Origin of the sequence: Streptomyces sp. NPDC060049, from assembly GCF_042736715.1 — a bacterium.
In the GTDB taxonomy this organism is placed as follows: Bacteria; Actinomycetota; Actinomycetes; order Streptomycetales; family Streptomycetaceae; genus Streptomyces.
Genome location: NZ_JBHWVV010000009.1, coordinates 58,333 through 72,209, shown reverse-complemented (window position 1 = coordinate 72,209; position 13,877 = coordinate 58,333). Strand labels below are relative to the sequence as shown.

Below are 13,877 nucleotides of genomic sequence, written 5' to 3'. Positions count from 1 at the left end.
CGAGGACCCGGGCTCGTTCCGAAGCCACCCGGGCTGCCAGACGGACAGCCTCCGCATGTTCCCCTGCTTCGCCGAGACAGTGCGCATGGTGGTGGCGGCTTGCGAGCGTGTCGGGATGCTCGGGACCGAGAATACGAGCTTGATCGGCGGCAAGGCTGGCATACATGCGGGCGGCTTCGGCGTGCTCACCGACCTCGGCACGAGCGGCTGCGCGTTCCGCATGAGTGGCCAATACGGCCGGAAGGGGCGAGATTCCGGCCTGCGGTCCCAATACCTGGCGAAGCAGGTCGCGAAGTTCCGTCGCTGTCTGCGGACGCTCGTCGGGGTTCTTGGCCAGCAGCCGCAGTGTGAGGACGTCGAGGCCGGAAGGAATGTCGGGACGATGAGCGCTCGGAGCGCTGGGGATCTCCTCCGCATGCGCCCGCCATATCGAATTGGGCTCGGAGTAGTCGAAGGGAGGCCGTCCGATGAGGAGCGCATAGAGCAAGCAGCCCAAGGCGTACAGATCTGTGCGCTCGTCCGGGGCGTAGCCGGGCCGGGTTTGTTCGGGAGCCATGTATTTCGGAGAACCGACGACCTGGCCGGCGCTCGTGATGCGGGTGCGCTCGACGTGGGTATAGGCCGCGATACCGAAATCGAGCACCTTGATTGTCTCTCTGCCCGAGCCTGTCCGGGCCAGAATGACGTTGGCTGGTGTCACGTCCCGGTGCACGATACCCGCATCATGGGCCGCCGCGAGGGCGTCGGAGACCTGGGCGCACCAGTTGACGGCCTGGGCGACGGACAGGGTCGAGGGCTCACTGATGAATTGACCGAGCTGCTTGCCGTCGAGCAACTCCATGACGACGAACGGCCGGCGCCGGTCGGACCGGTCGCGAAAAGACCCGTAATCGAACACAGAGATGATGTGGGTATGACCGGAGAGCTGCGCGGTTATGCGGGCCTCGCGCTCGAAGCGGGTGAAGAGCTGATCGTTCGCGTCGTGATGCAGGAGTTTGACTGCTACGAAGCGCCCCAGCCGGATGTCATGAGCGCGCCATACGACGCCCATGCCACCGGATCCCAAAGGCTCCTCAAGTCGGTAACGCTCGGCCAGTAAAGTTCCGCGCATTGCCCCCCCAACGGTCCTATCCCAAGGAGTTTGACACCTTGGCGCTGCCGGCAACAAGGTACCGATACAAGGGGAAGGTGAGGCGGGTTCTCACCCCGGCCTACACGATCAGGTGGTGCCCCCGGGGCGACCCGCGCGGGCACCAAGCCGAGTCCGGTCACGGCCGTGGCAGGCGCTCCTCGGCCTCGCCGTGAACGGGCCGCGGCCGCGGTCGCGCGCCGACGGGCAGTGACGCGGATCCCCAGCGCGAGGTCATTCGCCTGCTCCACTCGCTCCGCACCAGGTGGCGGATCGTACGGGGCCAAGACCGACCTGGTCGGCGGATTCCCTTCCCGGGGTCAGACCTGGGCCGCGCCACCGTCCACGAAGAGTTCGACGCCGGTGATGAAACTGCTCTCACGCGAGGCGAGGAACAGCGCCGCCGCGGCCACCTCCTCCGGGCGCCCGGCCCGGCCGAGCGGAACCCCGGCGGTCGCCCGCCGGCGTACCTCGGCCGGCGCCCGGGCCAGTGAGGGGGTGTCGACCGGGCCCGGGCTGAGCGTGTTGACCCGGATCCCGCGCCCCGCGAGCTCCAGCGCGAGGCTGCGCGCGAGCGACCGTACGGCCGCCTTCGCGGCGGCGTACACGCCGAACCGCGCGGACCCGCAGGATCCGGCCGCCGAGCCCAGCAGGACGACCGAGGCGCCGTCGCGCAGCAGCGGCAGGGCCCGCTGCACGGTGAAGTAGGTGCCCCGGAAGTTCAGGTCCGAGGTCGAGTCGAACTGTTCCTCCGTGAACTCGGCGAGACCGCCTGCCGGTCCGCCGCCCGCGTTGGCCACCAGGACGTCGATCGGGCGGCCCTCCTCCGCGACGGCCGCGTACAGCCGGTCCAGATCCTCGACGCGGGACGCGTCACCCGGTACGGCGACGGCGCTCGAGCCCAGCTCCCGTGCGGCCGCGGCGAGTTCGTCCGCCCGCCGGCCGGTGATGAAGACCCGCGCGCCTTCCCGCACGAAGCGCTCCGCGGTCGCCAGGCCGATGCCGGCCGATCCGCCCGTGATCACCGCGACCTGTCCGTCGAGCAGTCCCCTGCGCATGACCGTGCCTCCTCGTCCCGAAGGGGAGGCGGGTGCGGTCCGCCGACGGTGAATCCTAGTGGCGCGTAGGGGCGGCCGGCCGGTGGAATGCTGGAAGGGCGGGCAGTGGGGCGGCGGGCGCGTACGAGCGGGAGGAACGGCCATGGGCGAGAGCGGCGCACCCGATCCCGGGCTCTACGGACCCGGGTCCGTCACCTGGCAGTGCCACGGTGATCCCGTGATGTGGATCGCCGGAGTCCGCGCGCTCTACCTCCAGGCCCTGCACCCGCGCGCCGTCCGCGGGGTCATGGAGAACAGCGCGGCGTTCAGCGGCGAGCGGGGCCCGGGCGACGCCTGGGGCCGGCTGCTGCGCACCGCCGACTTCGTCGGCACCGTCACCTACGGCACCGTCGAGGCAGCCGAGCGGGCCGGCGCCCGGGTCCGAAAGATCCACAGCACGCTGTCCGCCACCGACCCCGCCACCGGCACGCGCTTTCCCGTCGACGACCCCGAGCTGCTCCTGTGGATCCATTGCGCCCAGATCGACAGCTTCCTGCACGTCCTGCGCCGCTCCGGGATCCCCCTCAGCCCCGCCCAGGCCGACCGCTACGTGTCCGAGAACCTCGTCAATGCCCGCCTCGTCGGGCTCGACCCGTCCGGCGTACCGGCCGACACCGCGCAGCTGGCCGCCTACTTCGAGCGGATCCGGCCAGAACTCGCCGTCGGCTCCGACGCGCGCGCCGTCGACGCGTTCCTGTGCGCCCCGCCGGTCCATCCCCTCCTCGTCCCTGGCCGGAATCTGGTGTGGCGCCCGCTCGCCGCCCTCGCCTACGGATCCCTCCCGGCGTACGCGCACCAGCTGTACGGCCGCCCCGCTCCGGCCCCGCGCAGCGTCACCCGCCGCCTGCGTCTCACCGGTAGCCTGCTGCGCAGCATTCCCGCAGGTCTGCGCTGGCAGCTGCCTCCAGGTCACATCTTGAGAGCGATGCGCCGCATGGGCCCCGGGAGCCGCCCCGCGCCGTACACACTGCGTACATCAGCGGCCATACTGGACCGGCCGGGGAGGGCGTAGCGCGACACACGGGGGCGACTTCAAGACATGGCGGAGTCAAGACTGATCCATGGCCGCTACCGGTCGCTCGACCTCATCGGCCGCGGCGGCATGGGCGAGGTGTGGCGGGCCCGCGACGAGTCGCTGGGCCGGCAGGTCGCCGTCAAATGCCTCAAGCCCATAGGACCCGAACAGGACGCGCACTTCACGCAGGTGCTGCGCGAGCGCTTCCGCCGCGAGGCGCGCGTCGCCGCGTCCCTCCAGCACCGGGGCGTCACCGTCGTCCACGACTTCGGCGACGACAGCGCCGCGGGCGGCCCCCTCTACCTCGTCATGGAGCTGCTCGAAGGCCGCAACCTGAGCCAGCTGCTGGAGGACAACGAAGCGCGCCCGCTGCCCGTGGACGTGGTCGTCGACGTCGCCGAGCAGATGGCCGCCGCCCTCGGCTACACCCACGACCAGGGCGTCGTGCACCGGGACCTGAAGCCCGCGAACATCATGCGGCTCACCGACGGCACGGTGAAGATCTGCGACTTCGGCATCGCCCGCCTCGCCGCCGACATCGGCTTCACCGCGAAGCTGACCGGCGGCGGCATAGCCATGGGCACTCCGCACTACATGTCGCCCGAGCAGATCGCGGGCGGCGAGGTCGACCACCGCAGCGACCTCTACTCGCTGGGCTGCGTCCTGTACGAGATCGCCACCGGCGCCCCGCCCTTCGACCTCGGCGACTCCTGGTCCGTCCTGGTCGGCCATCGGGACACCGAACCCGTGCCCCCGCGCGAGCACCGCCCCGAACTGCCCGTTCACTTCGAGCGGCTGGTGCTCGACCTGCTCGCCAAGCGCCCCGAGGACCGCCCGGGCGACGCCCGCCACCTGCACCGGCGGCTCGTCGAGGCCCGCCTCGGCCCCGGCGCGGCGCCCGGGGCGCACCCGCCGCTGCCCGAGTGGGCCGGCGGGATGACCGCCGGGCGCAAGGCCGGCATCGAGGCCCGCCCCGCGAGCGGGGAGTGGGCCGTCCTCACCGGCTCCTGGACGGCCGCGCGCCCGAGCGGGGAGCGAGCCGTTCCCGCCCCGGGTGCCCGTACGGACGGCGAGCGGCCCGCCGGGACCCCGGCCCCGCCGGCCGCCGGAGCCCCGACGGCGCCGGCCGCCGCGGGCCCGGCCGCTCCGGCCGCCGCGTCCGTCGTCCGCCCGCACCCCGCCGATGACCCGCGGCTCACCGCCGCGTACGGCGTCCCGCGCGCTCCCGGCACCGACCCCACGGGCCGCGACGCCCTCGACGCCGGGCACGCCCGGGCCTTCGCCCTCAGCCGGGCCGGCCGCACCGAGGAAGCCCTCGCCGGGTACACGGCCGTGGCCGAGGGCCGGGCCCGGGTGCTCGGACCCGACCACCCCGACACGCTCGCCGCGCGACAGGAGGAGGCGTACGAGACGGGCCTCCTCGGCCGCCACCAGGAGGCCTACGAGGGCTACCGCGCGGTGCTCGCCGGCCGCGAGCGGACGATGGGGCCGCGCCATCCCGACACCCTGCGCTGCCGCCACAACCTGGCCTGCGCCCTCGGCGCCCTCGGCCGCTTCGCCGAGGCCCACGCCGTCGCCGCCGAGGTCGCCGCCGACCGGGCGGCCACCCTGGGGGCGGAGCACGCGGACACGCTGCTGACCCGCTACGAGGTGGCCTACGCCCTCGGCCGCCTGGAGCGCTGGGAGGAGGCACTGGAGGGCTTCCGCCGCATCGCCGCCGTCCGGGAGCAGGTCCTGGGCCGCGACCATCCCGACACGCTGGCCGCCCGCTACGAGGCCGGCATCGCGCTCGGCCGGACCGGCCGGTGCGGCGAGGCCCTGGAGCTGTTCCGGGAGCTGGTCCGCGACCGCACCCGCGCGTACGGGGCCGCCGACCCGGAGACGCTGCGCGCCCGGCACGTCCTCGGGGTCAACCTCGGGCGGCTCGAGCGCTGGGAGGAGGCGGTGGCCGAGGCCCGGCAGGTGGGCGGGGCGCGGGCCGCGACGCTCGGCGCCGAACACCCCGACACCCTGGTCAGCCGCCGGGAGCTCGCCGTCGGACTCGGCCGGCTGGGCCGCTGGGACGAGGCCCTGCCGGTCTACCGGGAACTGTCGGGCATCCGCGAACGCTCGCTGGGCGACGACCACCCCGACACGGTCGCCGCCCACGCCGACGAGGCGCACTGTCTGGAGCGGCTCGGGCAGGTGTGCTACCAAGAGCCATGACGACCTCGCGGGGCTCCGGTACGGACGTGTACGACGCGGTGATCGTGGGCGGCGGCCACAACGGCCTGGTCGCCGCCGCCTACCTGGCGCGGGCCGGCCGCTCCGTGCTGATCCTGGAGCGGCTCGGCCACACCGGCGGGGCCGCCGTGTCCACCCGGCCGTTCGCGGGGGTCGACGCCCGCCTCTCGCGGTACTCCTACCTCGTCTCGCTGCTCCCGGCGAAGATCGTGCGCGATCTGGGACTGCGCTTCGAGGTGCGAAAGCGCGCGGTCTCCTCGTACACGCCCGTGGAGCGCGCCGGGCGGCCCGGCGGCCTCCTGGTCGGCGGCGGCGAGACGCGCACCCGCGAGTCCTTCGCCCGGCTGACCGGATCGGACCGGGAGTACGAGAGCTGGCGGTCCTTCTACGGGACCACCGGGCGGGTCGCCGAGCGGGTCTTCCCGACACTGACCGAGCCGCTGCCCACCCGCGCCGGGCTCCGGGCGAGGGTCGACGACGAGGCGGCCTGGCGGATGCTGTTCGAGGAGCCCATCGGGCAGGCGGTGGAGCGGGAGTTCGCCGACGACCTGGTGCGCGGGGTCGTCCTCACGGACGCCCTGATCGGTACCTTCGCCGACGCCCACGACCGCTCGCTCGCGCAGAACCGCTGCTTCCTCTACCACGTGATCGGTGGCGGCACGGGGGACTGGGACGTGCCGGTCGGCGGCATGGGCGCGCTCACCGACGCCCTGGCGGCGGCCGCGCTGGCGGCCGGGGCGGAGATCGCCACCGGGCACGAGGCTCTGCGCATCGACACGGACGGCACGACCGCGCCGGCCGAGGTGACCTTCCGGACGGCGACGGGGGAGGGCCGGGTCGCGGGGCGGGTGGTGATCGTCAACGCCTCGCCCCGCGCGCTGGCGGAGCTGATGGGCGAGGAGCCCGGTGGTCCCGCCCCCGAGGGGGCCCAGCTCAAGGTCAACATGCTCCTGCGGCGACTGCCCCGGCTGCGCGACACCTCCGTGGACCCCCGGGAGGCCTTCGGCGGGACCTTCCACATCGCGGAGGGGTACGAGCAGCTCGCGCGGGCCCACGCGCAGGCCCGCGCGGGCGAACTGCCCTCCGTACCGCCCTCGGAGATCTACTGCCACTCGCTGACGGACCCGTCGATCCTGGGACCGGAGCTGGCGGCACAGGGTTGTCAGACCCTCACCCTCTTCGGACTCCACACCCCGGCGCGGCTGTTCGAGAAGGACAACCGGGCGGCGAGGGAGGCCCTGCTCACCGCCACCCTCGCCCAGCTCGACGCCCACCTGGCCGAACCGCTCACCGACTGCCTGGCCTTCGACGCCGACGGCCGCCCGTGCATCGAGGCCAAGACCCCGCTCGACCTCGAACGCGAACTGCGGCTACCCGGCGGCCACATCTTCCACCAGGACCTGTCCTGGCCGTACTCCGACTCGGGCAGCCGATGGGGAGTGGAGACGGCCCACCCGGGCGTACTGCTGTGCGGCGCCGGAGCGGTGCGCGGCGGCGGCGTCAGCGGCGTCCCGGGCCACAACGCCGCGATGGCGGTGCTGGGGCACTGACGCCGCGCCGCGCCCGCGGTCCGCTCAGGCCACCGGGTCGATCACCACGATCGGGATCTCCCGGTGCGTCTTGGTCTGGTACTCGTCGTAGGAGGGCCAGTGCTTGACCATCAGCGGCCAGAACGCGCGGCGCTCCTCGGCGTTCGCGGTGCGCGCGATGCCCTGGACGATCTTGGGGCCGACCTGGACCCGGACCTCGGGGTGCTCGGTCAGGTTGCGGTACCAGAGCGGGTCGGCCGGGTCGCCGCCCTTGGACGCGACGATGAGGTAGCGGCCGTCGTCCTCGCCGTAGATGAGCGGAGTGCGCACCGGCTTGCCCGACTTGCGGCCGATGGTGGTCAGGAGCAGGGTCTGGGTGTTGTTCCAGTACTGCCCCTCGGTCCCGCCCGATCCGACGTACTTCTTGACGTGGTCCAGTACCCAGCCCGGCTTGGGGTCGATCGGGTTCTCCCAGTCGATGTCGCTCATAGCGCTCTGCCCGCCTTCGTGTCTTCGGTGTCGTATGCGGCGTCGTGTTGAATGGTCAACAACTCCCACCAACGAACACGAACGCTCCGGGGCACGGGTTCCCCCGGTCGCAGCACTAGGCCGTCTCTTTCGGATCTTGCCGGGCCCGCGGCGTCCGGCACCGCACCTGGCCGCGTTGTCGGGGCGCCCGAGTACTCCAGTACACGGGCGCCCCTCCGCCTTGCCATGCACGGCGCCAGACGCCGCGGACTCGGCCGACAAGATCCGAAAGAGACGACCTAGTCCGAGGAGCGCGACCAGCCGGTCGCCTCGACGCGGGACGCGTCGGCGGGGCGGTCCTCGCAGAAGAGGAGGCGGGAGGACTCCGATACGCGCGGGCTGTCGACGTAGACGCCGCGGCCCACGTAGCGGCCCTGCGCGGTGTGGCGGAAGCGGAGGCGGACCTCACGGCCGGCCCAGGCCGTGAGCGGGGCTTCGAGGCGGTGCCAGATGCGGCCCGACCAGCCGGTGAGGGAGCCGCGCGGCCACTGTTCGGCGGTTCCGCCCGTGCTGCGGACGGTGGTGAAGGGGAGGGGCTCCCAGGTCTGCCCGTCGGCGGAGGCCTCGAGGTGCAGGGCTCCCTCGCCGGGCACGGTGTCCCACCACAGCGCGCAGCGCAGCCGGGCGGCGTCGCCGGCCGGGGTGACGGGAGGCAGGGTCAGGGTGCCGGAGCCGCCCGTCTCCATGCCGGAGAACCAGGCCGGTCCGCCGTGCTTCGTGCGGACGGGGACGGCGCGGGCGAAGCGGTTGCCGGTGGCCACGCGGGGCGCGCTGCCGGCGCGCCAGGTCCGTACGGGGTGGACGGAGTTGCCCAGCAGGATCAGGAAGGAGTCGGTGGAGGGGTCCAGGACCAGGGAGGTTCCCGTGAAGCCGGTGTGGCCGGCGGAGTGCGGGGTGGCCATGGCGCCCATGTACCAGTGCTGGTAGAGCTCGAAGCCGAGGCCGTGGTCGTCGCCGGGGAAGGCGGTGTTGTAGTCGGTGAAGAGCAGCTCGACGGAGGCGGGCCGCAGGATGCGCTTGCCGGCGTAGACCCCGCCGTCGAGGAGGGTGCGGGCGAGGATGGCCAGGTCCCAGGCCGTGCCGAAGACGCCGGCGTGGCCGGCGACGCCGCCCAGCGCGTGCGCGTTCTCGTCGTGGACCTCGCCCCAGACGAGTCCGCGGTCGAGCCCGGACCAGGGCGGGCGCTGCACTTCGGTGGCGGCCGTGACCCGGCGCCAGGAGAGCGGTGGGTTGTAACGAGTGCGGTGCATCCCGAGTGGAGCGGTGATCTCGTCTTGGAGCAGGAGGTCCAGAGTGTGACCGGTGATCCGTTCCAAGAGCAGTTGGAGGGCGATGAGATTGAGGTCCGAGTACCGGTAGACCGTCCCCGGGGTCTCCTGGGGCTTCACCGCCCAGAGCAGCCTCAACCGACCCGCACGGGTGGGCTCCTGGTAGAAGGGCGCCCAGGACCGCAGCCCCGACGTGTGCGTGAGGAGCTGGCGGACGGTGATCACCTCTTTGCCCCCGCCGGTGAACTCAGGCAGGTACCGGTTCACGGGCGCCTCCAGTTCAAGGCGCCCGCGCTCCATCTGCTGCACGGCCAGGAGCGAGGTGAACAGCTTCGACAGCGAGGCCAGGTCGAAGACCGTGTCCTGCGCCATCGCGATGCGCTCGGAGGCCGGGAACTCCCGCACCCGGTCGGTGCGGCCGTCGTAGTCGGCGTACCGCACGGCGTCGCCCATCGCCCGGTGCAGGGCCACGGTGCGGCCCCGGCCGGCGAGGACCACGGCGCCGGCGTAGTAAGGGTGTTCGGGGGAGGGTCCGAGGAACCGCCGCGCCTCGTCCGCGACACCTTCGAGGTGCTTCTCCACCAGTCCGGCCTGACGGGCGGAGCCGTAGCGCAGCCGCAGTCCCTGGAGCGAGCGCCGTTCCGCGTCCCCTCCGGCGGCTCCCGCGGACCCGGGCAGCGCGGCCTGGAGCGCGAGCACACCGCCGAGCGCCAGCAGCCGCGCACCGAGCCGGCGCCGACTGAGCCCGCCGCTGTCACCGCCGTCGCGCAAGCGGCCACCGTTGCCCCCGGCGCCGCTACCGCTGCCGCCGACCCCCGTCACGGCGCTGCCTCCGACTCCCCTCACGGGGCCGCCGGGCCCCCTCGCGGCGCCGCCGACCTCCGCGTCACCGTCGTCGCCGGCTGCCTTCCGTTCCTCCATGCCCGGTCCTTCCGTCCACGTCGCGTCGCGCCCTCCCGAAGTATCTGCCCGGACGTCGCACACCTCCCGCAGTGACCGACCCGCAAAGAATCTGACGCTGCATCAGAAAATCTCTTCCCTCGGCGGCCCGGCTGCGGCATCCTGCCGCCCATGGAGACGGAGCTGAGCAAGAAACTGGGAGTCGAGCACGCCATCTTCGGCTTCACGCCCTTCCCGGCGGTCGCCGCTGCCATCACCCGCGCGGGCGGGTTCGGGGTCCTCGGAGCCGTGCGCTACACCGCCCCCGACGACCTCAAGCGCGACCTCGACTGGATGCAGGAGCACACCGACGGCAAGCCCTACGGCCTCGACGTCGTCATGCCCGCCAAGAAGGCCGTCGACGGCATCAGCGAGGCCGACATCGAGGCGATGATCCCGGCCGCGCACCGCGAGTACGTCCGTGACACGCTCGCCAAACACCACGTGCCCGAGCTCGCCGAGGGCGAGGCCTCCGGCTGGCGCATCACCGGCTGGATGGAGCAGGTCGCGCGCAACCAGCTCGACGTCGCCTTCGACTACCCCATCAAACTCCTGGCGAACGCCCTCGGTTCCCCGCCCGCCGACGTCATCGCGCGCGCCCACGACCACGGGGTGCTCGTCGCCGCCCTCGCCGGCAGCGCCAAGCACGCCCGCCGCCACGCCGAGGCCGGCATCGACATCGTCGTCGCCCAGGGCTACGAAGCCGGCGGCCACACCGGCGACATCGCCACCATGGTCCTGGTCCCCGAAGTGGTCGAAGCCGTCGCCCCGCTCCCGGTCCTCGCCGCCGGCGGCATCGGCAGCGGCGAGCAGATCGCCGCGGGCCTCGCCCTCGGCGCCCAGGGCGCCTGGCTCGGCTCCCTCTGGCTCACCACCACCGAGGCCGAGATGCACTCCCGCGCCCTGACCGAGAAGCTGCTCGCCGCCGGTTCGGGCGACACCGTCCGCTCCCGCGCCCTCACCGGCAAGCCCGCCCGCCAGCTGCGCACCGAGTGGACCGACGCGTGGGACGACCCGGAGGGCCCCGGCGCGCTCCCGATGCCGCTGCAGGGCCTGCTCGTCGCCGAGGCCGTGTCCCGCATCCAGAAGTACGAGGTCCAGGCACTGCTCGGCACGCCCGTCGGTCAGATCGTCGGCCGGATGAACAGCGAGCGCAGCGTCCAAGCCGTCTTCGACGACCTCACCAGCGGCTTCGAGCGCGCCATCACCCGCATCACCCGCATCGCCGGCCGAGCCTGAGAGGCGTGAGCAGCGACATGACCGACTCACCGAGCAAGCGGCCGGCCCCGACCGCGCCGACCGCCACGACCGCGCAGCCGCCCAACGGTTTCTGGGCCCAGGCCGCGGCCGATCCCGACCGCACCGTCCTGGTCGCCCCCGAGGGCGAGGAGTGGTCCGCCGCCCGGCTGCACGCCGACGTCAACCGACTCGTCCACGGCCTGCGCGCCGCCGGACTGGAGAAGGGGGACGTCTTCGCGGTCGTCCTGCCCAACGGCGTCGAGTTCCTCACCGCCTACCTCGCCGCTTCCCAGGCCGGCTTCTACCTGGTCCCGGTCAACCACCACCTCGTCGGCCCCGAGATCGCCTGGATCGTCTCCGACTCCGGCGCCAAGGTCCTCATCGCCCACGAGCGGTTCGCCGACGCCGCCACCGCCGCGGCCGACGAGGCGGGCCTGCCCGCGAGCCACCGCTACGCCGTCGGAGCCGTCGAGGGCTTCCGCTCGTACGGCGAGCTGCTCGACGGGCAGCCGGACGGCGTGCCCGGGGACCGCACGCTCGGCTGGGTCATGAACTACACCTCCGGCACCACCGGCCGGCCGCGCGGCATCCGCCGCCCGCTGCCCGGCAAGCTCCCGGAGGAGACGTACCTCGGCGGCTTCCTCGGGATCTTCGGGATCCGCGCTTTCGACGGCAACGTCCACCTCGTGTGCTCGCCGCTCTACCACACGGCCGTCCTGCAGTTCGCGGCCGCCGCCCTGCACATCGGGCACCCGCTCGTCCTGATGGACAAGTGGACTCCCGAGGAGATGCTCCGCCTGATCGACCGGCACGCCTGTACGCACACCCACATGGTCCCCACGCAGTTCCACCGGCTCCTCGCGCTCCCGCAGGACACGAAGGACTCGTACGACGTCTCCTCGATGCGGCACGCCATCCACGGAGCCGCCCCCTGCCCCGACCACGTCAAGCGGGCGATGATCGACTGGTGGGGCCGGTGCGTGGAGGAGTACTACGCGGCCAGTGAGGGCGGCGGCGCCTTCGCGACGGCCGAGGACTGGCTGAAGAAGCCGGGAACCGTGGGCAGGGCCTGGCCGATCAGCGAGCTCGCCATCTTCGACGACGACGGCGAGCGGCTGCCCGCCGGTGAACTCGGCACGGTCTACATCAAGATGAACACCGGTGGCTTCAGCTACCACAAGGACGAGGGCAAGACGAAGAAGAACCGCATCGGCGACTTCTTCACCGTCGGCGACCTCGGTCTCATGGACGAGGAGGGCTACCTCTTCCTCCGCGACCGCAAGATCGACATGATCATCTCGGGCGGGGTGAACATCTACCCCGCCGAGATCGAATCGGCGCTGCTCACCCATCCGGCGGTGGCCGACGCCGCCGCCTTCGGCATCCCGCACCCCTCATGGGGCGAGGAGGTCAAGGCGGTCATCGAGCCCGCCGAGGGCTTCGCGGCGAGCGACGCGCTGGCGGCGGAGATCCTGAACCACTGCGAGCGCCAACTGGCCGGGTACAAGCGGCCCAAGACCGTGGACTTCATCGAGACGATGCCGCGCGACCCGAACGGCAAGCTGTACAAGCGCCGGCTGCGCGACCCGTACTGGGAGGGCCACGCGCGCGCGATGTGAAAGTGGCCCGGCCCCGCGGGTCCACCCCGCGGGGCCGACCCGCCACGCCCGGAGTTTCGTGAGAAGTGCCACGTCAGAGCCCTTAGGGCGGCCGTTGGGCCGCAGAAAGGGAACACTTCTGGCAAGTTGGCTGATATGAGTACGGCTACGCACAGAACCCCCTTGACCGACTGGACCGTCGTGGTCCCCGTGGTGGCGCTCGTCGCGCTCGTCTTCAGCTGGGGACGCGATCTGCCCTCGCTCGCCGTGGCCCTGGTGGCCCTCTGTCTGGCCGGCGCGGTGCTGGCGGCGGTCCACCACGCCGAGGTCGTCGCGCTCCGGGTCGGCGAACCCTTCGGATCGCTCGTCCTGGCAGTCGCCGTCACGGTCATCGAAGTGGCCCTCATCGTCACCCTGCTGGCCGACGGCGGGGACAAGACCGCCTCCCTCGCCCGCGACACCGTCTTCGCAGCCGTCATGATCACGTGCAACGGCATCGTGGGCCTGTCGCTGCTGGTCGGTGCCCTGCGCAACCGCGTCGCCGTCTTCAACGCGGAGGGTTCGGGCGCCGCCCTCGCCACCGTCGCGACGCTCGCCGTACTCAGCCTGGTGCTGCCCACCTTCACCACGTCCAAGCCCGGCCCCGAGTTCTCCACGGCCCAGCTGGCCTTCGCGGCCGGCGCCTCCCTGGCCCTCTACGGCCTCTTCATCGCCGTCCAGACCGTCCGCCACCGCGACTACTTCCTGCCCGTCGACACGAAGCGGATCCGGGAGGAAGCCGCGGACGCCGCCGCCGCGGCAGCGTCCGGCACGGAGTCCGACGACACGGCGCACGCCGAACCGCCCACCACCCGCGCCACCGTCATCAGCCTCTGCCTGCTCCTCGTCGCGCTCGTCGCCGTCGTCGGCAACGCCAAGGCGGTCTCCCCGACCATCGAACGGGGTGTCGCCGACCTCGGCCTGCCCTACGCCGTCGTCGGTGTGATCATCGCCATGCTCGTCCTGGCGCCCGAGACCCTGGCCGCCGTCCGCGCCGCCCGCCGCGACCGCGTGCAGACCAGCCTGAACCTGGCGTACGGCTCCGCCATCGCCAGCATCGGCCTGACCATCCCGGCCATCGCGCTCGCCTCGATCTGGCTCTCCGGGCCGCTGGTGCTCGGCCTCGCCCCGGTCCACATGGTGCTGCTCGCGCTGACCGTCGTCGTCGGCGCCCTCACCATCGTCCCGGGCCGCGCCACCCTGCTCCAGGGCGGTGTCCACATCGTGCTGCTGGCGGCCTACCTCTTCCTCGCCGTCAGCCCCTGAGCACCCC

The 13,877-nt window shown here is 72.8% G+C and carries 10 protein-coding genes; 6 read left to right on the top strand and 4 right to left on the bottom strand.

Annotated elements, in window-relative coordinates; genetic code table 11:
• Positions 1-1,051: protein kinase (locus ACFWBY_RS18360; RefSeq protein WP_385409674.1), on the bottom strand; the 1,051-nt coding region annotated here is incomplete at its 3' end.
• Between the two features lie 398 nt (positions 1,052-1,449).
• Entirely contained in the window at positions 1,450-2,187 is a 738-nt protein-coding gene (locus ACFWBY_RS18355) for an SDR family NAD(P)-dependent oxidoreductase (RefSeq protein ID WP_385342399.1), read from the bottom strand.
• Between the two features lie 142 nt (positions 2,188-2,329).
• On the opposite strand from ACFWBY_RS18355, the gene ACFWBY_RS18350 reads away from it, so the two are divergent.
• From ACFWBY_RS18350 to ACFWBY_RS18340, 3 genes are read left to right on the top strand one after another with little or no spacing between them, the layout of a single operon-like run.
• Positions 2,330-3,238, top strand: coding sequence for an oxygenase MpaB family protein (locus ACFWBY_RS18350; RefSeq protein ID WP_385342397.1), 909 nt, complete (start codon positions 2,330-2,332; stop codon positions 3,236-3,238).
• Positions 3,239-3,265: 27 nt separating this feature from the next.
• On the top strand, positions 3,266-5,446 hold the full coding sequence (locus tag ACFWBY_RS18345) for a tetratricopeptide repeat protein (protein WP_385409673.1): 2,181 nt from the start codon (positions 3,266-3,268) through the stop codon (positions 5,444-5,446).
• Entirely contained in the window at positions 5,443-7,014 is a 1,572-nt protein-coding gene (locus ACFWBY_RS18340) for a phytoene desaturase family protein (protein ID WP_385345196.1), read from the top strand. Before ACFWBY_RS18345 ends, ACFWBY_RS18340 begins: the two co-directional genes overlap by 4 nt.
• 24 nt (positions 7,015-7,038) lie before the next feature.
• On the opposite strand, the gene ACFWBY_RS18335 is transcribed toward ACFWBY_RS18340, so the two are convergent.
• Together ACFWBY_RS18335 and ACFWBY_RS18330 are read right to left on the bottom strand one after the other, a co-directional pair.
• Positions 7,039-7,482: a nitroreductase family deazaflavin-dependent oxidoreductase gene (locus tag ACFWBY_RS18335; protein WP_385345199.1), complete on the bottom strand. Its 444-nt coding sequence runs from the start codon at positions 7,480-7,482 to the stop codon at positions 7,039-7,041.
• 278 nt (positions 7,483-7,760) lie between these two features.
• Positions 7,761-9,710, bottom strand: coding sequence for a serine hydrolase (locus tag ACFWBY_RS18330; protein WP_385338765.1), 1,950 nt, complete (start codon positions 9,708-9,710; stop codon positions 7,761-7,763).
• A 150-nt stretch (positions 9,711-9,860) separates the two neighbouring features.
• Here ACFWBY_RS18330 and ACFWBY_RS18325 point away from each other — a divergent pair, with 150 nt between their 5' ends.
• From ACFWBY_RS18325 to ACFWBY_RS18315, 3 genes are all read left to right on the top strand, one after another.
• The gene (locus tag ACFWBY_RS18325) at positions 9,861-10,967 is read left to right on the top strand and encodes an NAD(P)H-dependent flavin oxidoreductase (protein ID WP_385338768.1); all 1,107 of its coding nucleotides are present in this window, start codon (positions 9,861-9,863) and stop codon (positions 10,965-10,967) included.
• Between the two features lie 17 nt (positions 10,968-10,984).
• The gene (locus ACFWBY_RS18320; protein WP_385338911.1) at positions 10,985-12,586 is read left to right on the top strand and encodes an acyl-CoA synthetase; all 1,602 of its coding nucleotides are present in this window, start codon (positions 10,985-10,987) and stop codon (positions 12,584-12,586) included.
• Positions 12,587-12,721: 135 nt separating this feature from the next.
• On the top strand, positions 12,722-13,870 hold the full coding sequence (locus ACFWBY_RS18315; RefSeq protein ID WP_385338771.1) for a calcium:proton antiporter: 1,149 nt from the start codon (positions 12,722-12,724) through the stop codon (positions 13,868-13,870).
• Positions 13,871-13,877: the final 7 nt, after the last annotated feature.